This is a genomic window from Paraburkholderia ferrariae NBRC 106233, from assembly GCF_000685035.1.
GTDB lineage: Bacteria > Pseudomonadota > Gammaproteobacteria > Burkholderiales > Burkholderiaceae > Paraburkholderia > Paraburkholderia ferrariae.
This window is the reverse complement of sequence record NZ_BAYB01000012.1, coordinates 1-23017: the sequence shown is the minus strand read 5'-3', so window position 1 is coordinate 23017 and position 23017 is coordinate 1. Positions and strand designations below refer to the sequence as shown.

Here is a 23017-nt window from a genome sequence, read left to right as displayed (position 1 = left end):
CCGGTCCTTACTGCCCTGTTGCGCCGCTCGTGCCGCCGCTCACCCCGATCGCGTAGGGGTTCGCGGACACCACCGGCTGCCTGAACGACTTGTCGTAGAGATCCATGGCGGACACCGCCGCATTGCCGTCGATGCCCTGCGGCGACGGCGCATTCTCGCCAGCGTGCGGATCGATGATCTGCACCTGCGCCGACGTGCGCGCGGCCTCGCCGAAGTGCGCATCCCAGATCGGCGTGCTGGTCATGCAGCCGCCGAGTGCCGCGCAGGCGGCGACGAGAAGCGCCGCGCGCGCCACAACGATAGTCTCGAGTTTCATGTCGGTCCCCTCGGCTCGCATCAGTGATCCGCGGCGGCGGCCTGGGCGGCGGCCGTCACGACTTGCTGGTTGGTCAGATCGACGCGCGCCAGGTACTTCACATGCGCTGCATCGCTTTGCGCCGCGGGCTCGGGCGCGGCCGCCGCGTCGCGCTCGGGCTCAGGCTTCGGCGCGCTGCCGCTGCGCAGCGAAACCGGCGTGCCGGGCGCGGGAGGGGCGGCGGGCGTGGCCGGCCCGCTCATCGGCTGGCCCGCAGGCGGGACCGGTTGCATGGGCTGGCGGGGCTGGGCGGGCATAGCCGGGGCAGCCGGCTGCGCGGGCGCCGCGCCGTTGGCCTTGTTCGCGAACGCCGCAGCGGCGGCGCGCCCTTCCATGTCGCCCGTTGCATACACATCCGCTTCGTGCGGCTGCGTGAAGCTGTCCGTCGGCAGGCGGTACTGGGCCGTCTGCACCGGATGCACGAGATGCGGCGTCACGACGAAGACGAGCTCGGAGCGGTCCTGCTGGAACGAGGTGCTGCGAAAGAGCGCGCCGAGCACCGGCAGTTCGCCGATGCCGGGCAGCGCCTTGAGCGAACCCGTCACGTTGTTGCTGATGAGGCCGCCGATCGCGAACGACTCGCCGTCGCGCATCTGCACCGTGGTCGAGGCGCGCCGCGTGGTGATGAGCGGCAGGATCGAGGTTCCGCTCACGTTGGCCGCGCTGATTGTCACGCCGGTTGGCGAGAGTTCCGAGACCTCCGGCGACACCTTCAGGTTGATGCGCCCGTTGCCGAGCACCGTGGGCGTGAACTTGAGCCCGACGCCGTACTCCTCTTCCTGCAGCACGATGGCCGTGGCGCCCGTGCCCGAACTGCTCTGCGGCACCGGGATGAACACTTCGCCGCCGGCAAGGAAGGTGGCCTCCTGTCCGCTGATCGTGACGAGATTGGGTTCGGCCAGGATCTTGACGAGGTTATCGGTCTTCTGTGCATCGACGGAAAGCTGGAACGGCTTGTTGTTCGCCTTGCTGATGCCGATCGCACTCGACACCCCCGCCAGCAGGTTGCTCACGAGGGCGCCCGACCACGAGCCGAAGCCGCCCTGGATGTTCACGGCCGCGCCGAGCTGGTCGATGAGGGTCTTGTCCACCTCGGCCACCTTCACTTCGAGCATCACCTGTTCCGGCGAATCGACGGTGAGCATGTTGAGCACGCCACCCTTCGTACCGTTGCCGGTCTGGCCGTGCGCGACGCTATAGATCGTCGCGATCTGCGCGGCCTGCTGCGCGGCCTGCGAGCTCGACACGTGGCCCATCAGCACGAGATTGTCGGCGGCGGTGGAAACGCGGATGTCGTGCTCGTCGGGTAACAACTGCGCGAGCGACGCCTGCAGCCCCCCCGCATCCGCGTTGACGACGACGTCGATCACCTCGCAGGCGCCGCTGCGCCCCTGGATGATCATGTTGGTCGTGCCCACGGATTCGCCGAGCACATAGAGGGTCTGCGGCGAAACCATGGTCGCCTGCGCGACGCTCGGGTCGCCGAGCGTGCGGTTGCGCACCGGCTCGTCGATGGGCACGAGAATCGACTTGCCGAGCGGCACGACGATGCTGCGTTCGCCGCGCACCGCGCCCACGCAGTTGGGCCCGTGCAGCGGGACGGCCGGCGCATGCGCGGCGGCCCCGGAAGCCGGCGCGGGCGCCATGCTGATCGTCATCTGCATCGGGCCGCCCGCCATCGGCATCGCGGCGGCGCGCGCGCCCGCGGCGCTCTGTGCCGCTTCCTCGGCCATCGCCTGGGAGACGCCGATGAGCCCCACGCACGTCATGGCGGCACAGACCCACCGCACCCGGTGCGTCGCTGCGCGAGCGCCCCCCTGCAACACCCTCTGACTGGCTTTCATGTCGTTATACCCCGTAGCTCGATGCAGCTGGAATTCGGTTATGTGCGTCCGTGCGGGTCGTTCTGCCCGGGCGCTGCCCTCGAGAATTTGTTTCTAATGTGTTCTTGATGCGTTCAGAAGCATTCCTGACTACCTGTCACCCCGGACAGCACGCCCACGCACTCGCGCTTGACCTCCGCGCGGGCGTACCTGACGTGAACCGCCGGCTTGGGCGCCGCCGGCGCCGAGGCCGGCAGATCGGGCGCGCCGAGCAGCGTCATCTTGGTCGCGCCGTCCGTCGAGAGCTTGTCCTTGTCGATCTGGTTGCGCAGCACGAGCGAGAGGTTGCCCACGCTGCGCGCGAGATCGAGCTTCTCCGCCTGCTCGGGCGTGACTTCCAGCGTCACCGCGTTCACGACCTTCGGCTGCGTCTCGTCGCGGCTCACCTCCTGCGCGACCGCGAGTACCAGGATGCGTTCGAGCACGATCTTCGAAATGCTCTGGCCGTTGGCGCTGCTGTTCTTGCCTTCCGGCGACTGCGTGTTGACGATCACGTCGACGTAGTTGCCCGGCAGCGCGAAGCCCGCCACGCCCACCACGTCGTTCACGCGCACCGTGATGGCGCGATGGCCTTCGTCGATCATCGCCGAGAGGCCGCCCCGGGTGCCCACCGGGGCGAGCCTGGATTCGAGCACCGGCTCGCCGCGCGAGAGGCTCGTGCGCACCACGCGCCCTTCGAGCGCCTTCAGGTCCGTGAAGGTGCCGGGCGGCACGCTGTCCTTGGGCCAGCTCACGGTACGGACCATGGTCCCCGTGATGGGCTGGCCGAGGCCGATGTCGTCGGTTGCGACCGCAACCGACGTCACCGCGTCCGAAGACGTCTGCATCAGCCAGTGAGAGGCGAACACCACGGCCGCCAACCCCGCCAGCAGCGCGACGACGAACATGAGCACTGCACGACTGTTATTCATGGTCCCCTCCTCGAACGCACGACTTTCTTTCGATCCGGCACGGCCCGTTCAGCCGGCCATGGCAAACAGCACCCCCAGTGTCCCCGCCGCGATGGCGACGCCGTAGGGCAAGGAACCGACCGATGGGCCGGGCGCTTCGATCTGCGCTATCGACAGCGGCATTGCCGATGCCAAAGGCAGCTTGTGCAGCACGCCGGGCAGCATGGCCCGCACGTTGCGCAGCAACTGGGCGAGCCGGCCCTGGCACACGACGATCAGCACCGAGCCTGCCCCACCCAGCACAAACGTTGCGAGAGCAACATGGCAGGCCGCGTTCACGCCCAGCCACGCGCCAACCATGGCCATGAGCTTGACGTCGCCGGCCGCCATGCCGCGCAGCAGATAAAACGGCATAAAGGCGGCAAATCCCGTGGCCGCGCCGGCCAGCCAGGCGGTGGCGCCCGAGGGTGCACCGTGCAGCCAGACCTGAACCGCCAGCGCGCCGAAGAGGCCCGATCCGACGAGCCAGTTCGGAATGCGGCGTGCAACGAGATCCGTGCTTGCGGCAACCAGCACCCATGCGGTCACGCACAGCGGAACGGGATGCGGGGGAAGCGGGGCGAGGTGCATGGCGGTCTCGGTAAGGTCGGCTTGCGCGATCCGGAATGGTCTGAACGACGGATCAATACGACTGCGTGCGGATATTCGAGTTATGCGAAGTGCCGGGCGGACCGCACGGTGCCCGCCCGGCGCTCGCGTCACGTGCTCGCAGCGAGGTCCGAAAACACCTTGCTGAGGTTCGAGCCGATGGTGGTCACACCTGCGATGATGGCCAGCGCGATCAGCGCTGCAATGAGGCCATATTCGATCGCGGTCACACCACCATCGTCCTTCAGGAAGCGCTTGGCGCCGGCAATGATTTGAGTCATGACTAACCCCTTGTTGGAAGATTGACTACCTGACTACCCCGAAACAGCCCGATTCTCAGGGCTACGAACGACTTCTACTTCAATAAGTACCGCCAGGCGATTACGTTTTAGGCGATGCGAAATGGATTGTGTGTTCGGTTGTGCACGCATCCTTTCACGTCGTCGCCGCTTGATGACATCGAACAACACCGCAAACGTATTACCGCTCCCAGGCACCGGCAGAACGCTCACCACTCCTGCGATCCGATGTGCCGAAGTACAGAAACGGCAGCATCGATCACGCGCAGTGTTCGATGGGCGGCAGCGACAGGAATCGGGAGGAGTGTCGTCTCGCGGATGAAGCGGATGTGGGTCACACGCTTCGCGAGGACGGTTTTCCGCCTTGCGAATGTGTCCCGCTTCGCGAGACTTCATGACGATCCGCTCCCACCGTGTTTGCCCGGCTGAGCGGCGTCGTTTTACTACCCCCGATGTGTCGCGGCGGCCGGTGGACGAAGCCCCGGCTTCCGCTCTCGAACCTTTTTTCTGTTATGCGTTTTTCCCGCATTACCGGCCCATTAACCCTGAATCCTGCTTTGAAGAAAATGGAATTAGCGAGCTGGCGACTTCTTTTTAAGCGACGGAGAAGAGAACGTATGTGGGAAACGGCACATATTTTCCCGCCGGGACGCCGAAATACGGGTAGAACCCGACCCCGCCGGCACCGTGGAAGCCTTTACTTAACCGCCATTTGACTGCGGAGCCAGGGTCTGCCCGGAGGGGGTGTCCGAGACGCCAGGAAAAACATTTTCTGGGCGCAATCGATTGCGGCACGTTCAGAAGCCGCTTCGTCTTTTTCATTGATTTCGAAATGTTCGATTCGTCACGCTCGCGGATCGAATGGCATTGAATGGGGCAATTCCGGTCGAACATAATTCGCCAACAAGATCCGGCTGACCGGCAGACCGGATCGACAAAAAGCAGACCAGACACAACACAAATTTCATTCGGAATCCGGCACGAGCAAGAGGTCGGGTCATCACGAACGGACGGGGATATGGATCTTTCCATCAAAGAAGCCATCGGGACACGACGGCCAGTACGCACCTGGATCACACGCTCGCGGGTTCGCCTGTACGCTCTTGCGGCGCTCGCGCTCTACGCCGTGTTCATTGCCATCTGGTCCCTGCACAGCACCGGCTTCACGGACACGGGCATTGCCCGCCCCGCCACCGACTTCTCCGTATTCTGGGCGGCGTCGCACGTGATGCTGCACGGCGCGAGCTGGCAGGCCTACGACCCGGCGACCTTCGCTTCGATCGAGCGCGCGCTCTTCGGCAATCGCGAAGAGTTCGCGTTCCTGCCGTGGCTCTACCCGCCCACGTTTCTGCTCGTCGTCACGCCGCTCTCGCTTCTGCCGCTGCCGCTCTCCTATGCACTCGCAACGATTGCCGGTCTCGTCGTTTTCTCGTGGGCGGCCATGCGTCTCTCGGGCCTCGCATCGACGTCGATCGGGCGCGACGTCGGTGTCCTCGCGCTCGTGGCAAGCCCGGGCGTGTTCGTCGCGGCACTCTACGGCCAGAATTCGCTCTTGACCGCAGCGCTCGTCGCCTCCGCCATGCTTTGGCTCGACAAGCGGCCTGTACTCTCCGGCATTTTGATCGGTTTGCTAAGCATCAAGCCACAAATGGCGCTGCTCTTTCCGTTCGTGCTGATCGCAACGCGCGCGTGGCGTACGGTGACTTCCGCGGCCATCACGGCGAGCCTCTTCACGCTCACGAGCACACTGCTCTGCGGCACGCAGACCCTCGCGATGTTCCTCGCGAACACACGCTTCGCGCGCGAGTCCATTCTCGAGCGCAATGATCACTTCTGGTGCTGCTCGCCCTCCGCCTTTGCCGCCCTGCGCTCGGCCGGTTTGCCGCTGTGGTCCGCCTACGCGGCGCAGGCGCTCGTGACCTGCGTGGCGATCGGCGTGGCCTGCTCGGTGTGGCGCGGCACGCGCGACGTGCGGCTTCGCGCCAGCGTCTTCGTCATCGCCACGCTGCTTGCGAATCCCTATGTGTGGCACTACGAACTCGCCTGGCTCGGCATTGCGCTTGCTGCCCTCTTCGCCCTCGGCCAGAGCGGGGGCTGGCTGCGCGGCGAGCAAACCTTGCTCGCCGCGGGCTGGCTGCTGCCGCTCTTCGAGCTCGCCAATAGCGTTGCGCGGCTGCCGCAGGCCGGCGTGGTCGTCCTCCTGCTCATGCTGATGATGGTCCTGCGCCGCCAGCGCCTCACGATGGGAGTCCGTTCATGAACCCGCTCATCCAGGCGCCCGCGCGCGCCGCCGCCGCGCCGCATTCCCGGGTCGGCCAGACCCGCCCGCATTGGCTGAACAGCGAACGCCTGCGGCTTTATCCGCTGGTCGCGCTCGCATGCTATGTCCTCGCCACGCTCTCGTATCTCGTGCGCGTGCTCTGGCTGCACCCCGGCGAGCACCTCGGCCCGATCTCGCTCGACTTCGTCGCCTTCTGGAGCGCGTCGCATCTCGCGCTGCAAGGGCATGCCATGAGCGCCTATCACGTCCCGACGATCACGGCGGTGGAAACCGCAGCGCTCGGCCACGACGTCGGCCTCCTGCCATGGCTGTATCCGCCGACCTTCCTGCTCTTCGTCTATCCCCTCGCGCTGATGCCGTATCGCCTTGCCGCGACGGTCTTTCTGGGGTTCACGCTGCTCGCGTTCGTCGCCGTCTGCCATGCGACGCTGCCGAGGCGCCGCGTCGCGCTGATCGCGCTCGCGTTTCCCGGCGCGGCCATCGTTCTGGCCGCCGGCCAGAACGGCCTGCTTACCGCCTCCTTTATCGGACTCGGCCTCGTGATGCTCGAGCGCCGGCCCTGGCTTGCCGGATTCTGCCTGGGCCTGCTGTGCATCAAGCCGCACCTTGCCGTGCTGATTCCGCTCGCGCTCCTGGGCTCGCGCTCGTGGCGCGCGCTCTTCGCGACTGCCGCCACCGCGCTCGCCATGCTCGCGGTCTCCACGCTCGCCTTCGGCTTTGGCACGCTCCAGGCCTTCGTGCAGAACATGGGGCTGATCGCGGGATTCGTCGATAGCGGCGTGGCCGCGCTCGCGCGCATCCCCACGTTCTTCTCGCTCGCGAGAATGCTCCACGTACCCACTTCGCTGGCCTATGCGCTGCAGGGCGTATCGGCCTGCGTGGGCGCCCTCGCCGTGATCTACGCATGGTGGCGCCCGTGCGCCTTTGAGTTGCGCGCCGCGACGCTGGTCTGCGCAACGCTGATGGTGAGCCCCTACCTGTTCGACTACGACCTCACCTGGTACGGCATCCTGATCGTCTGGTTTGCCCGCTACGCACTGAAGCGCGGTTTTCTGCGCTGGGAGAAAGAGTGGCTCGCGCTGCTCTGGGTCGTACCCGTGAGTGGCATCGCGGTGATCGACCGCCTGCACTTCCAGTTCTTCCCTCTCGTTACCTGCCTCACCCTCGCGATGCTGCTGCGCCGCGTCGCCCTCGAGAGACGCATGTCCGCCGGTATGGCTTGCCGCCTTGCGGCACAGGAGACACCATGAAGCCCCTCTTCCCCGACAACGCAGCCACGGGCGACGCGCCCGCAAGGAAGCCGCTGATCTCCCTGGTCGCGCCGTTCTACAACGAGTGCGAGGCTGTCGAGACGTTCTTCGAACGGGTGCTGGACGTGCTTGGGCGCGTGCCGGCAATCCGCTTCGAGATCGTCTGCGTCAACGACGGCAGCCGCGACGGCACGCTCGAAAAGCTGGTCGCCATGAGCGAGCGGGACCGCCGCGTGAAGGTCGTGGACTTCACGCGCAACTTCGGCAAGGAGGCGGCGCTCACCGCCGGGCTTGACGAGGCATCGGGCGATGCGGTCGTCGTCATCGACGCCGATCTGCAGGACCCGCCCTCGCTGATCCCGGAGATGATCGAACGCTGGCGCGCCGGCGCCGAGGTCGTGCTCGCACGGCGCGCCAGTCGCGCCTGCGATTCATTCCTCAAGCGCACTACAGCCGCGCTCTTCTATCGCGTTCACAATAAGCTCTCCGAAGTGAAAATCCCGGAGAACGTGGGCGACTTTCGCCTCATGGACCGCCAGGTCGTCAACGCGCTGCGCAGCCTGCCCGAGCGCCACCGCTTCATGAAGGGGCTGTTCGCGTGGGTAGGCTTCCAGACCGTGACGATCGACTACGAGCGCCCGCCGCGCACCGCGGGCAACACCAAGTTCTCGGGCTGGCGCCTGTGGAACTTCGCGCTCGAAGGCATCACGAGCTTCAGCACCGTGCCGCTGCGCAGCTGGACCTATATCGGCGGCGCAATCGCCTTACTGGCGTTCTGCTACGGCGGCTTCATCATCGGGCGGACCGTGCTGTTCGGCAATCCCGTGCCGGGCTACGCCTCGCTGATTTCGGTGCTGCTTTTCATGAGCGGCATCCAGTTGGCCGGCATCGGCGTGATTGGTGAATATATCGGCCGGATCTACGACGAATCGAAGAAGCGGCCAATCTATCTGATCCGCCGCCGCTACGAAGCGCCCAGCAAGGTCAGCACGCTCCCCGTGCAACCTGCCAACGTGCGCGGCAGCGGCAACGCGGCGATCGACCTCGCCCGCAGGCGCAGCGGCGCGCGTCTGCGTGTGATGAGCCGGTAGTCCGCGCCCATGCGACGCATGCCGGTCATGAGCGACACGACGACGCGCATCGCTGGCGCGCGCGGCCCCATCGCGCCGCTGCGCTGGCTCACGCGCGATCGCATTGCGCTGTACGGTGCGGCGTGTCTCGTGCTGCAAGCCTCGCTGCTGGGTATCTGGGCCATCGCGTACTGGCGCCTGCACGTGCCGGGCGTCCCGCTGCCCGGCTCCGATTTCCGCGTTTTCTGGTGTGCATCGCAGGTTTCGCTACGCGACAGTGCGCTCGCGGCATTCGATCAGTCGCGCATGCTGGCGTGCGAGGCCGAGCTGCAGGCCGGCACGCCGCTCGCGCAGATGTTCGGACCCTGGGTCTATCCGCCGCCCTTCCAGTTGCTCGTGTATCCGCTCGCCTTGCTGCGCTATGCGGGTGCCTATGCGGTCTTCATGGGCGTGAGCTTGAGCGCCTGCCTGTGGGCCTGCGCACCGGCCATGCGGACAAGGCCGCTGCCGTGGGTCGTCGTGCTCGCCTTCCCCGGTTTTGCGGTCATGGCCGTGCACGGTCAGAATTCGTTGCTGACGCTCGCCCTCGCCGCCGGCGCGCTCGGCTTGCTCGACACCGCGCCCGTGTGGGCCGGCGTCTGTGCCGGGTTGCTCGTCATCAAGCCTCAGTTGGCGCCGCTGTTTCCCCTCCTGTTCCTGTGCGGCCGCCACTATCGGGCTCTGGTGGCGGCAATGGGGAGCGCCGCGTGCCTGTGCGCCGTGAGCGTGTTCTCGTTCGGCTGGCCGCTATGGCTGGCGTGCCTCCATACGCTTGCGTGGTTTCAGGACGCCGCACTCGATCGCGACGGCGGCCATCTCTGGTGTGCCATGCCAACCGTATTCGCCCTGGCAAAACACATGGGCGCCACGCAGGGTTGCGCGCTCGCGCTGCATGGAGCACTCGCCGCGGTCGCCGTGGGCACGACCGCGCTGGCGTGGTACCGGCATGCGGACCGGAACCTCTGCACGGCAGCCGCCGTCGTTGCGGCACTGCTCATTCCACCGTATCTGGTGTACTACGAGCTCGCGTGGCTGCTGCTGCCGGTCATCTATTTGTGTGCCTATGCGCGTTCCCGGCAGGGGCCGCGGTCGTCGATCTACGCGATCTATGCCGCGTATGCGCTCGCAGCGACCGCGTGGTGCGCTCCATGCGCTGCTTTCCTCGCGATCGTGCTGACGGGCACGTGCCAATGGGTAGTGGTGCTGCTGCCGCTCATGCTCGCGGCAATACTGCGCGAGGCGTTTCTCCTCTCGGGCCGCCGCCGCTCGAACAGCGCCGCGCTTCCCGTTTAACTCGCCCGATAGGTCCAGCGCGAGTGCATGACATACGAAACGGCGGGAATACAAACGACCACAGCCAGCGTCGGCAGCCACATATTCTGCCGGCCGCAGGCGAGGGGAATCAGCGCCGCGACGAGAAACCCGCCGAGCGACACGGCGCCAAACCGCAGAAAACGCGCAAAGGTCGGCTGCGAGGAGAAGCTCCACAGCGTCTGGAGCAGGAAGGACACGACATTGGCCACGACGAACGCCGTGACGTTCGCGACGGTGGAGTCGCGCACGATCCATTCGAACACACACCAGGCGACCGAAACGTGGACGCCCGTGGCAACGCCGCCCGAGACGATGAACCTGACGATGCGCGGCGTGCGTTGCATGTGCGTTTCCCCTGCGGGCGAGCGGTTGCGATCTCGGCGGCGCGACGCACCGCCCGCACCCGCGACAATGTGTGAAATGAAGTATGGAGGAATCGCGGCGCGCCCGGTTGCGCTAAGCGCGTGGGAATGTTCACCGCTGCACACAGCAGCAACGAGCGGCAACCATAGACAAAAAAAGCCCGGCAGAAGCCGGGCTCTTCTCGCCGCAGGGCGTGCTGCCGACTAGAACGGCAGCTTCGCATCCGGCTTTTCCGCGAGGATCACGCGCTTGAAGTCGGCCTGGATGCGCGCGAGCGCAGCGTCGTTGTCGGCTTCGAAGCGCATCACCACCACCGGCGTCGTATTCGACGAGCGCGCGAGGCCGAAGCCATCCGGATACTCCACGCGCAGGCCGTCGATGGTGATGACCTCGTCGGCGCCCGTGAACTTCGCGTTCTGCTGCAGCTTCGCAATCAGCGCAAAGTTCTCGCCCTCCTCCAGCTTCAGTTGCAGCTCCGGCGTGGCGTGCGAGTTCGGCAGGCTGTTGAGCAACTGGCTCGGGTCGGCCACGCGCGTGAGGATTTCGAGCAGGCGCGCGCCCGTGTACAGGCCGTCGTCGAAACCGTACCAGCGGTCCTTGAAGAACACGTGGCCGCTCATTTCGCCCGCGAGCGGCGCGCCGGTTTCGCGCAGCTTCGCCTTCACGAGCGAGTGGCCCGTCTTCCACATGAGCGGCTCGCCGCCCTTGTCCTTCACCCACTTCGCGAGATTGCGCGTGCACTTCACGTCGTAGATGATCTGCTTGCCCGGGTTGCGCGAGAGCACTTCCTCGGCGAACAGCATGAGCTGACGATCCGGATAGATGATCTGGCCGTCCTTCGTCACGACGCCGAGGCGGTCGCCGTCGCCGTCGAACGCGAAGCCGATTTCGGCATCGGTTTCCTTGAGCGCGCGGATCACGTCCTGCAGGTTTTCGGGGTGCGCAGGGTCCGGATGGTGGTTCGGGAACGTGCCGTCCACCTGCGTGAAGAGCTCGACGAGCTCGCAGCCCATGGCTTTGAAGAGACGCGGCGCGAGGTCGCCCGCCACGCCGTTGCCGGTGTCCACGACGATCTTGATCGGGCGCGAGAGCTTCACATCGCCCACGATGCGCGCCACATATTCGTCGGCGATGTCGTACTTCGTGTAGCTGCCCTCGCCCGAGTCGAAGCGGCCAGCCACGATGCGCTGGTAGAGCGCCTGGATCTGGTCGCCGTAGATCGCCTTGCCGCGCAGGACCATCTTGAAGCCGTTGTAGTCGGGCGGGTTGTGGCTGCCCGTCACGACGATGCACGAATCGATCACGCGCTCGCCTTCGGGCAGCCTGAGCGGCACGCTCGCGGCAAAGTAGCCCACCGGCGTGGGCACCATGCCCACGTCCACCACGTCCACGCCGGCCTCGCACAGGCCGTCGCCCAGCGCGCGGATCAGGTCCGGGCCCGAGAGCCGGCCGTCGCGCGCGATCACCACGGCGTCGCCGCCCTGTGCGCGCACTTCGCTGCCGAACGCGCGGCCAATGGCGCGGGCCGTGTCGGTGTCGAGCGTCTTGCCGACCACGCCGCGAATGTCGTAGGCCTTGAAAATCGATTGAGAGATCATGATGAAGCTCGCTGTCCGTCGTTCATTGAATAATGCGCTTATTCGTAACACACCGCGGCGGCATTCTTATGCAGGCGGTTACGAAAAGTCGAATCCGTTACAAACTATAATTGCGGTTTTTTGGCCGCTCGTCCTGTGCGCAGAGCCGTGTACGCGCAGGCTGCCGGACTTTTCCCGGGCGCCTGAACCGCCAATGCACCTGTTAAGGCACCCATTTTAATGCCTCGCCGTTTCCCGACGATAAAATCGACGATGCCAGAAGCGCGTCCCCTGTGCACGCAGCGTGCCCGCCGTACCGCCACGCCATGCCGAGCCTCTTGAACATCCGGCGCTACGCCAACCCGGACGTGGCGCGGGCGCTCTCCAACATCGTCTGGCTGGGCCTCGAACGGGTCACGCAGATCGCTGTCGCCATTGTGATCAGCGGCGTGCTGGCGCGCTATTTCGGCCCGGACGTGTTCGGCAAGTGGCAGTACGCCAATACGCTGCTGCTCGTGCTCGCCCCCATCACCTGGGTCTGCGGCGCGGAGATCCTCGTGCCGACCATCGTCAACCGGCCCCCGCAGGAACTGGGCACCGTGCTCGGCAGTGCGTTTGCCTTGCGCATCGGCGTCTCGGCCGCCGCGCTGCTGCTGACCTGGGCGGGCATCGCGGCGGGCGCGACCGACCCGCTCGTCGGCGCGATGCTCGCCGGGCTCGCGTTGACCATGCTGTTTCGCGAGCCTTTCGTCGGCGTAATCAACGCCTGGCTGCAGAGCATGACTTACAGCAAGCCGCAATTGCTGGCGAGCATGACGACGGCCGTCATCAAGGCGCTCCTCGTCTGGCTGCTCGCGCGCGCGGCTTTCCCGGCCGCGGGCTTCGGCTGGCTCTGGGCGCTCGAAGCGGCCGCGATCGGCGCGGCCCTCGTGCTCTACTACCGGCGCCGCCATGGCGGCAAGCTCGGCTGGCACGTGGAGCGCACGCTGTTCCGCCACTTCGCCACGGCCGGCACCGTGTTCTGGCTCGGCCTCATCTGCATGTACCTGTTCCTGAAGCTCGACCGGCTCATGCTCGAACGCACGATCTCGTTCGCCGATCTGGGCCGCTACTCGGCCGCGCAGCAGCTCAACGAAAACTGGATCACGCTCGCGCTCATGCTCGCGCAGACCATCGCCCCCGCCTTTGTCTATCGCGTGCAGGAAGCGGCGCAGCTCAAGCGCAACCTCGTGCGGCTCTTCGCCATGACGGCCGTGCTGATGATCGCGGGTGCGCTCGTGCTCGACGCCCTGGCCGGCTTCATCATCGGCCATGTGTTCGGCCCCGCCTACGCCGAGGCGGCCGGCATTTTCCGCTGGGCGGTCTGGCTTTCGGTGCCCGCGGGCATCGAGGCGATTGGCAACCTCATCGTGCTCAAGTACCAGGCCAAGTTCGTCCTGCTCGCGAAATGGCTGCTCGCGCTCGCCGTGGCCTTTGCCGTGAACCTCGTGGCCATCGGGCGCCTCGGCGCCTATGGCGCACTCGCCGGACTCGCGGCGGGCTACGTGGCCGCCGCGTGCGTGAACTTCTATTACATCCGCTTCAAGCTGGCCTCATGACGAACACCCCCGCCACCGCACGCGAAGGCGCACTCGCCGACGTCGCCGTGCTGATGCCCGCCTTTAACGGCCAGGCCGATGTCGAACGCACGCTGGCGTCGTTCAAGGAGGACGCGCCGATCTACGCGCTCGTCGTGGACGACGGCAGCACGCCGCCGATCGCCGCGCCCGATCTGCCGGGCATGCAGGTGGAGATCCTGCGCATGCCGAAGAACGGCGGCATCGAGCGTGCGCTGGAAGCCGGCATCGACGCACTCGCGGCGCGCGGCTTCCGCTATGCGGCGCGCATCGACGCGGGCGACCTGAGCGTGCCGCAGCGGCTCGCAAAGCAGCGCGCGCGCATGGAAGCCTCGCCCGCGCTCGCGGCGCTCGGCATGTGGACCCAGGTGGTGACGCGCAGCGGCGAGCCGCTCTTCATGCTGCGCCCGGCAGTGCAGCCGCAGCAACTCAAGCGCGAACGCCTGCTGCGCTCGCCGCTCGTCCATCCTTCCGTGATGTTGCGCGTGGAAGCGGTCAAGGTCGTGGGCAACTACCGCCGTCAATACCCGGCCGCCGAGGATCTCGATCTGTTCCTGCGGCTGATGCGGCGCTACGACTGCGCGAACCTGCCCGAACTGGGGCTCTTCTACGAGGTCAACGAGGGGGGCATCAGCGCCACGAAGCGGCGCCGGCAGATCGTTTCGACGCTGCGCCTGCAACTGGCCTACCTGAATGTGTTCAACTGGCGCGACTGGGCGGGGCTCGCAAAAAGCCTGCTGCACTTTGTCATGCCTTACCGGACGCTGCAGCGGATCAAACGGCGCCTGTTCGCGTGAGCGAGGCGCTGCTCCGCTAACGCGCCAGGCAGCAAGGCGCGGCACGGCGCAGCTACTTTTTGTTCGTACTGCAATCATAGGTGTACTCGCCAGGCGGCGCGCCGCCTTCGCGAAGCACGAGATCGATCCGGCAGGTGGCGCCGGCCTGCGAAGCAGAAATGGCTTTGCCCGTGCCGTCCAGTCCTTGTCGTCCTTGAGATGCCACGTGCCCGCGCTGATGCCCTGCACGATCAGATGCATCACGGCCGCCTCGATGGCCTCGCGCACGCGCAGCTGCGCCGGCTCGGTATAGGTGAGCCCGGCATCGACCTGCAACGGGTTCTGATAGCCGACGAGCCGGTGCTCGTACTCTACCCAGACGAGACTGCCCCAGCGCCCGCCGGGGCACTCGTGGATCGAGATGCTGTAGCGTTCCGCGAGCGGCTAGTCGCACCAGACGGCGGTTGCTGCTCGTTTGCAGGCTCCCTTCCCCCAGTACTGTCAAAAATGGCGCACGCGATTTCGCCGCGCCCAGAATCGTGGTCTTCAAAATTCGGCCCCCGTTTTTCCGCCTTCTTACGTTCGCGGCTGCGTGTGCGGGGGTTAGGAGGCGGGAAGTGTGCCAGTGGGATGCGGGGCGCATGGGCGAAGCGGTGCCAAGGACCACGGTGCGGCCCTTGACACGGTTTTACCGTCGGCACGGAAGACACGCCAGGCGGGTCTGAAACGCGCCTCAGGGGCCAAAGGTCACGTGGCACCTTTCAAACGACGTAACGCACCGGCCGTAACACGGAGTAAGAGAAATGAGCGTCGGCTAAAATGTGCGCCGCAGCAGATCCGTCCGGTTTTCCGGCCCATCCCGGCAGCCTGCCCGCACGCCCTGAACCAACCCGACACCGTCTTTGTGAACTCGCACGCCGCTCCCGCCAACCGGTCCGCCTCCGCCCTGCACATCGCACTCGTCTGCAACACAGCCTGGGCGATCTACACTTATCGTCACGGGTTGCTGCGCGCACTCACGCAAGCCGGAGCGCGGGTCACCGTCATCGCGCCGCGTGATCGGACCTTCGAACCGCTGGAGGCGATGGGATGCCGCTGCATCGACCTGCCCGTGGCCTCGAAGGGCACGAATCCCCTGCACGACCTCGGTACGCTGCGCGCGCTCTACCACCGCTATCGGTCACTCAAGCCGGACGTCGTCTTTCATTACACGATCAAGCCCAATATCTATGGATCGATCGCGGCATGGCTCGCACGGGTGCCCTCGCTGGCCGTTACGACAGGGCTTGGCTACGTGTTCATCCAGAAGAGCCGGGCCGCGCAGGTCGCCAAGCTGCTCTATCGCTTTGCCTTTCGCTTTCCGCGCGAAGTGTGGTTTCTCAACCAGGACGACGAAGCAGCCTTCAGGAGCGGGAATCTGCTGGCTCATCCGGAACGGGCCCGGCTGCTGCACGGCGAAGGCGTGGATCTCGAACAGTTCGCCTTCACCCCGCTGCCCGAACGCGACACGTTTTCTTTCGTGCTGATCGGCCGGCTGCTGTGGGACAAGGGCGTTGGCGAGTACGTCGAGGCTGCGCGGGCCCTGAAAGCCCGCTACCCGCGTGCGCGCTTCCAGTTGCTGGGGCCGGTGGGCGTGGACAACCCGAGCGCGATCTCGCGCGGGGACGTGGCCGCGTGGGAGCGCGAGGGCATCGTCGAATACCTCGGCGAAACGGCCGACGTGCGGCCCTTCATCGAGGCCGCCGATTGCGTCGTGCTGCCCTCCTACCGGGAAGGCGTACCGCGAACGCTGATGGAGGCCAGCGCCATGGGGCGTCCCATCGTGGCGACGGACGTACCCGGCTGCCGGGAAGTCGTCGAAAATGGCGTAAACGGCCTGCTTTGCGACGCGCGCAGCGCCGCATCGCTGACTGAACGGCTCACAGACATGCTGGAGCTCGCACCGGCCGAACGCAAGAAAATGGCCGGGGCCGGCAGAAAAAAAATCGAAAAAGAATTCGACGAACGCGCTGTGATACAACGCTACCGTGAACTCGTCCGCCATCTCACTGGCGTAACGTTTTAGGCACACTACACCTCATTCGAAATACGGGATACAGCATGGCAACCACACATTCCAAAGGCACCATTCTCGTCACGGGTGGCGCCGGCTATATCGGCTCGCATACCTGTGTCGAATTGCTCAACGGCGAGTACGACGTAATCGTCGTGGACAATCTCGTCAACAGCCGCCGCGAATCGCTCGCTCGCGTCACGCAGATTACCGGCAAACCGGTCACGTTCTACGAAGCCGATGCCTGTGACGAAGCAGCCCTCACCCGTATCTTCGAAAAGCATGCCGTCACGGGCGTGATCCACTTCGCGGCGCTCAAGGCCGTGGGGGAATCGGTCGCCAAGCCGATCGAGTACTACCGCAACAATCTGGACAGCCTGCTGGCCGTGCTCAATGTGATGCGCCGGCACGGCGTGAAGCAGTTCGTCTTCAGTTCGTCCGCCACGGTGTACGGCGTGCCCGAGAGCTCGCCCATCGACGAAACCTTCCCGCTCTTTGCGACGAATCCCTACGGGCAGTCCAAGCTCATCGCCGAGCAGATCCTGCGCGACCTCGTCATTTCCGATCCGTCCTGGCGCATCGCGGTGCTGCGCTATTTCAATCCGGTCGGCGCACACGAGAGCGGGCTGATCGGCGAGGACCCGGCGGGCATTCCGAACAACCTCATGCCCTACGTGGCCCAGGTGGCGGTGGGCAAGCTCGAAAAACTGCGCGTGTTCGGCAGCGATTACCCCACTCCGGACGGGACGGGCGTGCGCGACTACATCCACGTTGTCGACCTGGCACGAGGGCACCTGTCCGCGCTCGACACACTCGCCGCGCGCGACGCCGGCTTTGTCGTGAACCTTGGAACGGGGCGAGGGTACAGCGTGCTCGAGGTCGTGAAGGCATTCGAAGCGGCCAGCGGCCGCCCGATTCCTTACGAAATCGTGGATCGCCGGCCCGGCGACGTGGCCGAGTGCTACGCCAACCCCGCGGCAGCCGGGCAATTGCTGGGATGGAAGGCCCAGTTCGGCATCGAGCGCATGTGCGAGGACCACTGGCGCTGGCAGGAGAAGAATCCGCGCGGGTTCGCATAAGAGACCGCGGCGGCCCTCAGCCGGAAAGTTGCGCCCGACACCAGCCAACCGGCTTTACACGCTGGCATCTATTGTTGCAGTTCATTACATAGCCGTTACATAGATTAAAAAAACGCTACAATTTGTACAATAACCGTCGAATTGGAGCGGGCGCAGTGAATACAACAACCCCCAAGGGAGTCGTGGTGTGGCTGACCGGCATGTCGGGTGCCGGCAAGTCAACGATCGCCCATGCTTTCGTCACCCAGATGCGCATGCTCGGCGCGCGGACAACGCTGCTCGACGGCGACGTCCTGCGGACCGGACTCAACTCGGATCTGGGTTTCAGCGACGAAGAGCGCACGGAGAACCTCCGGCGCGTGGCTCATGTGGCGGCGTTGTTTTGTGAGGAGGGGTTTGTGGCCGTTACGGCTACGATTTCGCCGAATGCCGAGCACCGTGAAAATGCGAGGAAGATTGTTGGTAGCGCCTCGTTCGTCGAGGTCTTTGTCGATACCCCGCTTGAAGTCTGCGAGTCGCGCGATCCCAAGGGTTTGTACAAGCGGGCGCGGCAGGGGGAAATTAAAGAATTCACAGGACTCGGCGCCCCCTATTACCGGCCGGTAAATCCGGACGTCACCGTGCTCACGCAAGGCGCAAGCGTGCGCCAGTGTGTGGATCAGATCGTGGAACACCTCTTTCGTGCAGGCCGTATTGACACGGAACTCGGCCAGCGCCTCGCCCCCGCGCCACAGCCGCAGTACGACACCCACCAATACTGATCGCCCTCCCCGGTCGCAACGGCAAGACACCGTCTTGCCGCTTCGCTCCCGCCTTTAGCTCGCGGCCCGCACCGATGCTGCGCCGACACTTTGCAGCTTCGGCGCACTCGGTGGCTGATATTCAGGCACCCAACGGCGCAAATCCCGACGCACTTCGTCGTCTCCCGGCACCCTGTGCTGCATGAGCCACGGCAACAGTTCGTCCAGCAAATTCTCGGGCACTTCCCTCGCTCGCGCGATACGCAGCTTCGGATGCGGTGTGCGCATCGTGGCCTCGTCATCGGCAAGCAGTTCTTCATACAATTTCTCGCCGGGCCGCAGTCCCGTATAGGCAATGCGGATCTGCTCATCCGTAAATCCATACAGGCGGATCAGGTCGCGGGCCAGATCGACGATCTTGACCGGCTTGCCCATGTCAAGAATAAAGATCTCGCCGCCGCGCCCCATGCTCGACGCCTGCAGCACGAGCTGCGAAGCCTCTGGAATCGTCATGAAGAAACGCGTGATCTCCGGGTGCGTAACCGTAACCGGGCCGCCTTTCGCGATCTGTTGCTGAAACTTCGGGATCACGCTACCCGCGCTGCCGAGCACATTGCCGAACCGCACCGTTTCGAACTGCGTACGCCCACTGGTCTGCTGAAGTGCCTGGCAAACCATTTCGGCAAGACGTTTGCTTGCGCCCATCACGTTCGTCGGATTGACAGCCTTGTCCGTCGAAATCAGCACGAAATGCCGGACCTGGTGCTTGATCGCCACCCGTGCAACCCGGTATGTACCCAGTACGTTGTTGCGAATCGCCTGCCATGCATTGAGCTCTTCCATGAGCGGCACGTGCTTGTAGGCCGCAGCATGGAACACGATGTGAGGCGAGTAGCGCGCCATCACCTGGTCAAGCAGAAGTGCGTCCTTGGCATCGCCAATGATCGGCACCATGGAGAGCTCTGGGAACCGCTCCCGGATTTCCTCCGTGAGCCGGTACATCGAATATTCGGATAAATCGAGCGCAACGAGCTGTACCGGCTCGAAACGCAATATCTGACGGCATAACTCCGAGCCAATAGATCCTCCCGCCCCTGTCACCATGACCACGCGGCCACTTAGAAGCGCCTCGACGTGCGGCGTGTCGATGTTGACCGCGTCGCGGCCCAGCAAGTCTTCGAGATCGATATTGCGGACCTGGGAGAGAAAGCCCTGTCCCGGCATGAGCTCAGTCAAAGCAGGCAGCATGAACGCCTTCACGCCTGCGCGCACACATTGGGTCGCGACATGGCGCTGGACCTCCGCCGATGCGGAAGGCATCGCGATAATGGCGAATTCGCAGCGCAGCGCTTCGGCCCAGTGCGCGATCTCGCTGATCGGCCCCAGTACCTTGTAGCCGTGGATCTCCCGGCCTTTCTTGGCTGGATCGTCGTCCAGAAGGCCTACGAGGCGCCACTCCGCAGAACGCGACAATTCCCGTGCAAGGCTTGCGCCGGCTCCGCCTGCGCCGACAACGATCACGGGTTTGCCTTGCGCAACGAGGCCGCCGTACAGATAAAACTCTTTGGTCGCGCGATAGAGGGCACGCGCACCGCCCATGACAAAAAACAGCAGAAGCGGCGAGACGATCAGTACGGAGCGCGGAATGATCGGCGAGGGCTGCACCATGACCGAGCCAACCATGACGATCAGCGCAGACGAGATGATTGCCTTCGAGATGCGCAAAAGGTCCGGGAGGCTCGCGAACACCCACATGCCGCGATATAGCCCAAAAATACGGAACATGACCGCATAGATCGGCAACACCCAGATCAGACTGCTAACCGCTCCCCTCCAGAATTCCGTTGGGACGGACGCGTTGAATCGCAGGAGATACGCGGTCAGCCACGCCGCGGCCACTCCGCCGATATCGAAGAGAAAAGCGCTGAACGAGAGCCAGGAGGCTTTATTGCGGAGCATCAGCGTTTGACCTCAGGTTGTCTGGTGAGCGACTCAACACGTCGCCAGCGCACGTCAATTGCCGCCCCCATCAGAATCAGGGCAACAGCCCAGGCTGCAACGATCCCCCACTGCAGCGCCGTGGACAATGCCAAGGCCCAAAGAGCAAGTATTGCGCCGGCCAACATGACCAGATACCACGTCAGTGCCGTTGCTGCATGACCGGTCCCGAGACGAACCATACGTTGATAGTAGTGTTCACGGTGGGCTTGCCAAAATTTTTCGCCGCGCAGCAGCCGCCGGATCAACGTCACTGAAGCATCGCCAATAAAAGGGGAGAACACAAGCGCAGGAAACCAGATCGGCCAGGCCCCGCCGCGCCAGCCCCAATAGCCCAGGGCCCCCGCCAGAAAGCCGCTTGGAATCGACCCGGCGTCGCCAAGAAAAATCTTCGCCGGATGAAAATTAAATAGCAAAAATCCTCCCGCAGCCCCCGCAACTGCGGCAGATGCCCAACCCAATTCGTGCATCTGTGCCGGTCCAAAAAGCGCCGCACCAGTGTACGCGCCGAAGCCGACCAGCGCCATGCCCCCCGCCAGACCGTCTGATCCGTCCATGAAATTGTAGAGATTGATGAGCCAGAGCATCAAAAACGCCAAAACCGCCAAAGCCCACCAGGGAACCGGTGCCGGATACGCGATAACGAGGACCAGCACAGCAATGAAGTGTGCAGCAAAACGCACACGCGCCGGCAAACCACGGCGGTCGTCGATCTGCGAAACCGACGCAAGCCAAGCGGCGCCGAGGGCAATGAGCCAGAGCGAAGGGGCCACAAGCAGAATCGCAAGCACGGCTACCGGTATCACCCCCCAACCGCCCACTCGCGGCGTAGGGCGCGCGTGAAGCGAACGCTCGTTCGGGACATCGGTAGCGAGACGCCACGCGAGGCCTGTTTTGAGCAGTATGCCCAGCAGCGCCGCGCACAACGCGGCGCAAATCAATGCGGTCGCCAGGGCGCACAAGGATATCGACATGGGTGCCTGCAACATCGGCTTTAGCGCTCTCCGTTCATTCCACGAGTGAAGCGAAACCAGCGCGCGGTCGCGGCCAGTCCTTCGTCCACCGTATAGGGGGTGGTCCATCCCAGCGTCGTGCGGATCAACGAATCGTCGACCCTCAGGCTCTGGGTCAGCCGGTCGATCTGGGCCACGCGCCCCGTCAGCATGCCTGCCGCGCGCAACAGAGAGACGGGCATCGGCACGAGCCGCGCCGGGCGGCCCAGATGGCTCCCCAATGCACGCAACAGGCCGGCCACCGACGGATCTTGATCGTCTCGCACGTAGAAGCACAAATTGGCAGCGCGCGGGTCAATGGCGCAATGCATGAGCGCATCCGCGAGGTTTTCCACATAAACGATGCTGCGGCGCGCTTCGACTGCCCCAAGCGGCAGCGGCAAACGACGCCACAGCGCATTCATCATCTGAAGAAAGTTCGCGCCGACACCCGGCCCATAAACCAGCGGCGGCCGCACGATCACGATTTCGAGACCGCTCTGTGCGCCATATTGCCAGAGCGCCTCCTCGGCCTGCAGTTTCGAGCAGCCATACGCGCCGGCGGGCGAAACCGGCATGGATTCGGCGAGCGGCACGCCGCCGTCCCACTCCGCCGCCGCCTTCACGCTGCTGACGAACACCAGACGCCGCACGCCGCGTTCATGCGCGGCCCGCGCCACCCGCAACGTACCTTCGACGTTGGTCGCACGAAAGGCGGCAAGCGGATCCGCCACCGTGTCGTTCATGACATGTACGCGCGCAGCGAGATGCACGACGCAGTCGGGTGCAAAATCGCGCGGCCAGGCCTCGGCCAGCCCCAAAAAGTCCGCTTCTCCGTGGCTCCATTGGCGCGTGGCGCCGGTGAACGCGCCTGGACGGCGTACGAGTGCCGTCACATCGTGGCCATGACTCGCCAGCGCGCCGCAAAGCGCGTGCCCGACGAAGCCGTTCGCACCGGTGACCAGAATGCTGCTCAAACCCACTTCCACCCGAACCGATTGAAGAATTTGAAGGCCGACTGGGCAAACATGCGAATGTGTGCCGTACCCTTGCGCGAAGCGCCGCCCCCGTGGTGCCGCACGCGCACCGCCGGCACATAGGCAACACGCGTCAGGTCGTGGGCCCGCAGGCTCAAATCATAGTCCTCGAAGTACAGGAAATAGCGGGGATCGAATCCGTCGAGCTTTTTCAGGACTTCCGAGCGGAACAGCATGAAACATCCGCTCACGATAGGCGGATCCCAGAACGTATCGCTCGGGTTGATGTGAGCACGCATCTCATAGCGCGCGAGCCGGCGCGCAAACGGGCGACGCATCGATGCCGGCAAGAAGCCTCGGACCAGAAGGTCGACGAGCGTGGGGTACTCGCGGCAGAGGTACTGCATCTGGCCCGCATCGTCGAATATGGCCGGCGTAAGGAGGCCTACCTCCGGGTGCGCATCCATGAAGTCGATTGCTGCCTCCAGCGCATCGGAATTCATATCGATGTCAGGATTCAGAATCAGATGGTATTGCCCGAGCGGCCGCGCAATGGCCAGATTGTGGCCGCGACCATAGCCGACGTTGCCGTGCCCGGCGATCAATGTGTGGCCAATCCCGGCGTGCGCTAGCGCATCGAGGCTTACACCCATGTCCGGCGTGCCACCGTTATCGATCAGGTAGAGATGGACTGCCTCTTCCTGGCCGGCCCGCTTCAGCGCGGCGCCCGCTGTGGCGAGGCCGGACAGCGTAGAAGCCAGCAATGCCTGATCGGGCCGGAACGCGACCACCGACGTGGAGAGTTTCAAAGGAATCG

At 64.9% G+C, this 23017-nt stretch carries 21 protein-coding genes; 10 read left to right on the top strand and 11 right to left on the bottom strand.

Annotated features, from left to right (window positions below; translation table 11 throughout):
• Positions 1-7 precede the first annotated feature (7 nt).
• The 5 genes from BFE01S_RS13960 to BFE01S_RS42225 form a co-directional block, all read right to left on the bottom strand.
• A complete protein-coding gene (locus tag BFE01S_RS13960) occupies positions 8-316 on the bottom strand; it encodes a hypothetical protein (RefSeq protein WP_028226044.1) in 309 nt (102 codons plus the stop codon).
• A gap of 20 nt (positions 317-336) precedes the next feature.
• Positions 337-2199 (bottom strand): type II and III secretion system protein family protein, encoded by a 1863-nt coding sequence (locus BFE01S_RS38570; protein WP_084169821.1) that lies wholly within the window; start codon positions 2197-2199, stop codon positions 337-339.
• 113 nt (positions 2200-2312) lie between these two features.
• Positions 2313-3149: a Flp pilus assembly protein CpaB gene (gene cpaB / locus BFE01S_RS13950; protein WP_028226043.1), complete on the bottom strand. Its 837-nt coding sequence runs from the start codon at positions 3147-3149 to the stop codon at positions 2313-2315.
• 48 nt (positions 3150-3197) lie between these two features.
• A complete protein-coding gene (locus tag BFE01S_RS13945) occupies positions 3198-3758 on the bottom strand; it encodes an A24 family peptidase (RefSeq protein WP_028226042.1) in 561 nt (186 codons plus the stop codon).
• A 128-nt stretch (positions 3759-3886) separates the two neighbouring features.
• Entirely contained in the window at positions 3887-4057 is a 171-nt protein-coding gene (locus BFE01S_RS42225; RefSeq protein ID WP_062871680.1) for a Flp family type IVb pilin, read from the bottom strand.
• 412 nt (positions 4058-4469) lie between these two features.
• Between BFE01S_RS42225 and BFE01S_RS44265 the strand changes: the two genes are divergently transcribed.
• The 5 genes from BFE01S_RS44265 (at position 4470) to BFE01S_RS38560 (ending at position 10008) form a co-directional block, all read left to right on the top strand.
• Positions 4470-4673, top strand: a complete 204-nt coding sequence (locus tag BFE01S_RS44265) for a hypothetical protein (RefSeq protein WP_156967005.1) — start codon at positions 4470-4472, stop codon at positions 4671-4673.
• Between the two features lie 420 nt (positions 4674-5093).
• On the top strand, positions 5094-6335 hold the full coding sequence (locus BFE01S_RS13935; RefSeq protein ID WP_028226041.1) for a glycosyltransferase family 87 protein: 1242 nt from the start codon (positions 5094-5096) through the stop codon (positions 6333-6335).
• Positions 6332-7606, top strand: a complete 1275-nt coding sequence (locus tag BFE01S_RS38565) for a glycosyltransferase family 87 protein (RefSeq protein ID WP_042337657.1) — start codon at positions 6332-6334, stop codon at positions 7604-7606. The genes BFE01S_RS13935 and BFE01S_RS38565 overlap by 4 nt, the downstream gene beginning before the upstream one ends.
• The gene (locus tag BFE01S_RS13925) at positions 7603-8697 is read left to right on the top strand and encodes a glycosyltransferase family 2 protein (protein WP_042337656.1); all 1095 of its coding nucleotides are present in this window, start codon (positions 7603-7605) and stop codon (positions 8695-8697) included. Before BFE01S_RS38565 ends, BFE01S_RS13925 begins: the two co-directional genes overlap by 4 nt.
• A gap of 27 nt (positions 8698-8724) precedes the next feature.
• Complete coding sequence (locus tag BFE01S_RS38560) at positions 8725-10008, top strand: glycosyltransferase family 87 protein (RefSeq protein ID WP_169742630.1); 1284 nt, start codon at positions 8725-8727, stop codon at positions 10006-10008.
• On the opposite strand, the gene BFE01S_RS13915 is transcribed toward BFE01S_RS38560, so the two are convergent.
• Entirely contained in the window at positions 10005-10373 is a 369-nt protein-coding gene (locus tag BFE01S_RS13915; RefSeq protein ID WP_028226039.1) for a GtrA family protein, read from the bottom strand. The two genes, BFE01S_RS38560 and BFE01S_RS13915, sit on opposite strands and share 4 nt — an antisense overlap.
• 222 nt (positions 10374-10595) lie before the next feature.
• A complete protein-coding gene (locus BFE01S_RS13910; protein ID WP_028226038.1) occupies positions 10596-11990 on the bottom strand; it encodes a phosphomannomutase/phosphoglucomutase in 1395 nt (464 codons plus the stop codon).
• Positions 11991-12295: 305 nt separating this feature from the next.
• Between BFE01S_RS13910 and BFE01S_RS13905 the strand changes: the two genes are divergently transcribed.
• The 5 genes from BFE01S_RS13905 to cysC all read left to right on the top strand — a co-directional run bounded on the left by BFE01S_RS13905 (position 12296) and on the right by cysC (position 18254).
• Positions 12296-13567, top strand: a complete 1272-nt coding sequence (locus BFE01S_RS13905; RefSeq protein ID WP_028226037.1) for an oligosaccharide flippase family protein — start codon at positions 12296-12298, stop codon at positions 13565-13567.
• Positions 13564-14382, top strand: coding sequence for a glycosyltransferase (locus BFE01S_RS13900; RefSeq protein ID WP_028226036.1), 819 nt, complete (start codon positions 13564-13566; stop codon positions 14380-14382). The genes BFE01S_RS13905 and BFE01S_RS13900 overlap by 4 nt, the downstream gene beginning before the upstream one ends.
• Before the next feature lie 883 nt (positions 14383-15265).
• Complete coding sequence (locus BFE01S_RS13895; protein ID WP_042337655.1) at positions 15266-16426, top strand: glycosyltransferase family 4 protein; 1161 nt, start codon at positions 15266-15268, stop codon at positions 16424-16426.
• Between the two features lie 35 nt (positions 16427-16461).
• Positions 16462-17493 (top strand): UDP-glucose 4-epimerase GalE, encoded by a 1032-nt coding sequence (galE, locus tag BFE01S_RS13890; RefSeq protein ID WP_028226034.1) that lies wholly within the window; start codon positions 16462-16464, stop codon positions 17491-17493.
• Positions 17494-17648: 155 nt separating this feature from the next.
• On the top strand, positions 17649-18254 hold the full coding sequence (gene cysC, locus BFE01S_RS38555; protein ID WP_245621103.1) for an adenylyl-sulfate kinase: 606 nt from the start codon (positions 17649-17651) through the stop codon (positions 18252-18254).
• Positions 18255-18308: 54 nt separating this feature from the next.
• On the opposite strand, the gene BFE01S_RS13880 is transcribed toward cysC, so the two are convergent.
• Genes BFE01S_RS13880 through BFE01S_RS13865 form a run of 4 tightly spaced genes read right to left on the bottom strand, consistent with a single transcriptional unit; the run spans position 18309 to position 23015 of the window.
• Positions 18309-20192, bottom strand: coding sequence for a polysaccharide biosynthesis protein (locus BFE01S_RS13880; protein ID WP_028226033.1), 1884 nt, complete (start codon positions 20190-20192; stop codon positions 18309-18311).
• The gene (locus tag BFE01S_RS13875; protein ID WP_245621102.1) at positions 20192-21205 is read right to left on the bottom strand and encodes an MraY family glycosyltransferase; all 1014 of its coding nucleotides are present in this window, start codon (positions 21203-21205) and stop codon (positions 20192-20194) included. The genes BFE01S_RS13880 and BFE01S_RS13875 overlap by 1 nt, the downstream gene beginning before the upstream one ends.
• A gap of 20 nt (positions 21206-21225) precedes the next feature.
• On the bottom strand, positions 21226-22200 hold the full coding sequence (locus BFE01S_RS13870; RefSeq protein ID WP_028226031.1) for an NAD-dependent epimerase/dehydratase family protein: 975 nt from the start codon (positions 22198-22200) through the stop codon (positions 21226-21228).
• Entirely contained in the window at positions 22197-23015 is an 819-nt protein-coding gene (locus BFE01S_RS13865) for a glycosyltransferase family 2 protein (protein WP_052420874.1), read from the bottom strand. Before BFE01S_RS13865 ends, BFE01S_RS13870 begins: the two co-directional genes overlap by 4 nt.
• Positions 23016-23017 lie beyond the last annotated feature (2 nt).

What these genes read in the sequence shown, in the direction of transcription:
- BFE01S_RS13875 (WP_245621102.1), bottom strand. Translation starts at nt 21,205, where the DNA reads ATGTCGATATCCTTGTGCGCCCTGGCGACCGCATTGATTTGCGCCGCG.
- BFE01S_RS44265 (WP_156967005.1), top strand. Translation starts at nt 4,470, where the DNA reads ATGACGATCCGCTCCCACCGTGTTTGCCCGGCTGAGCGGCGTCGTTTT.
- cpaB (WP_028226043.1), bottom strand. Translation starts at nt 3,149, where the DNA reads ATGAATAACAGTCGTGCAGTGCTCATGTTCGTCGTCGCGCTGCTGGCG.
- BFE01S_RS13910 (WP_028226038.1), bottom strand. Translation starts at nt 11,990, where the DNA reads ATGATCTCTCAATCGATTTTCAAGGCCTACGACATTCGCGGCGTGGTC.
- BFE01S_RS13880 (WP_028226033.1), bottom strand. Translation starts at nt 20,192, where the DNA reads ATGCTCCGCAATAAAGCCTCCTGGCTCTCGTTCAGCGCTTTTCTCTTC.
- BFE01S_RS13935 (WP_028226041.1), top strand. Translation starts at nt 5,094, where the DNA reads ATGGATCTTTCCATCAAAGAAGCCATCGGGACACGACGGCCAGTACGC.
- BFE01S_RS38560 (WP_169742630.1), top strand. Translation starts at nt 8,725, where the DNA reads ATGAGCGACACGACGACGCGCATCGCTGGCGCGCGCGGCCCCATCGCG.
- BFE01S_RS13905 (WP_028226037.1), top strand. Translation starts at nt 12,296, where the DNA reads ATGCCGAGCCTCTTGAACATCCGGCGCTACGCCAACCCGGACGTGGCG.
- BFE01S_RS13915 (WP_028226039.1), bottom strand. Translation starts at nt 10,373, where the DNA reads ATGCAACGCACGCCGCGCATCGTCAGGTTCATCGTCTCGGGCGGCGTT.
- BFE01S_RS13960 (WP_028226044.1), bottom strand. Translation starts at nt 316, where the DNA reads ATGAAACTCGAGACTATCGTTGTGGCGCGCGCGGCGCTTCTCGTCGCC.
- BFE01S_RS38565 (WP_042337657.1), top strand. Translation starts at nt 6,332, where the DNA reads ATGAACCCGCTCATCCAGGCGCCCGCGCGCGCCGCCGCCGCGCCGCAT.
- galE (WP_028226034.1), top strand. Translation starts at nt 16,462, where the DNA reads ATGGCAACCACACATTCCAAAGGCACCATTCTCGTCACGGGTGGCGCC.
- BFE01S_RS38570 (WP_084169821.1), bottom strand. Translation starts at nt 2,199, where the DNA reads ATGAAAGCCAGTCAGAGGGTGTTGCAGGGGGGCGCTCGCGCAGCGACG.
- BFE01S_RS13900 (WP_028226036.1), top strand. Translation starts at nt 13,564, where the DNA reads ATGACGAACACCCCCGCCACCGCACGCGAAGGCGCACTCGCCGACGTC.
- BFE01S_RS13925 (WP_042337656.1), top strand. Translation starts at nt 7,603, where the DNA reads ATGAAGCCCCTCTTCCCCGACAACGCAGCCACGGGCGACGCGCCCGCA.
- BFE01S_RS42225 (WP_062871680.1), bottom strand. Translation starts at nt 4,057, where the DNA reads ATGACTCAAATCATTGCCGGCGCCAAGCGCTTCCTGAAGGACGATGGT.
- BFE01S_RS13945 (WP_028226042.1), bottom strand. Translation starts at nt 3,758, where the DNA reads ATGCACCTCGCCCCGCTTCCCCCGCATCCCGTTCCGCTGTGCGTGACC.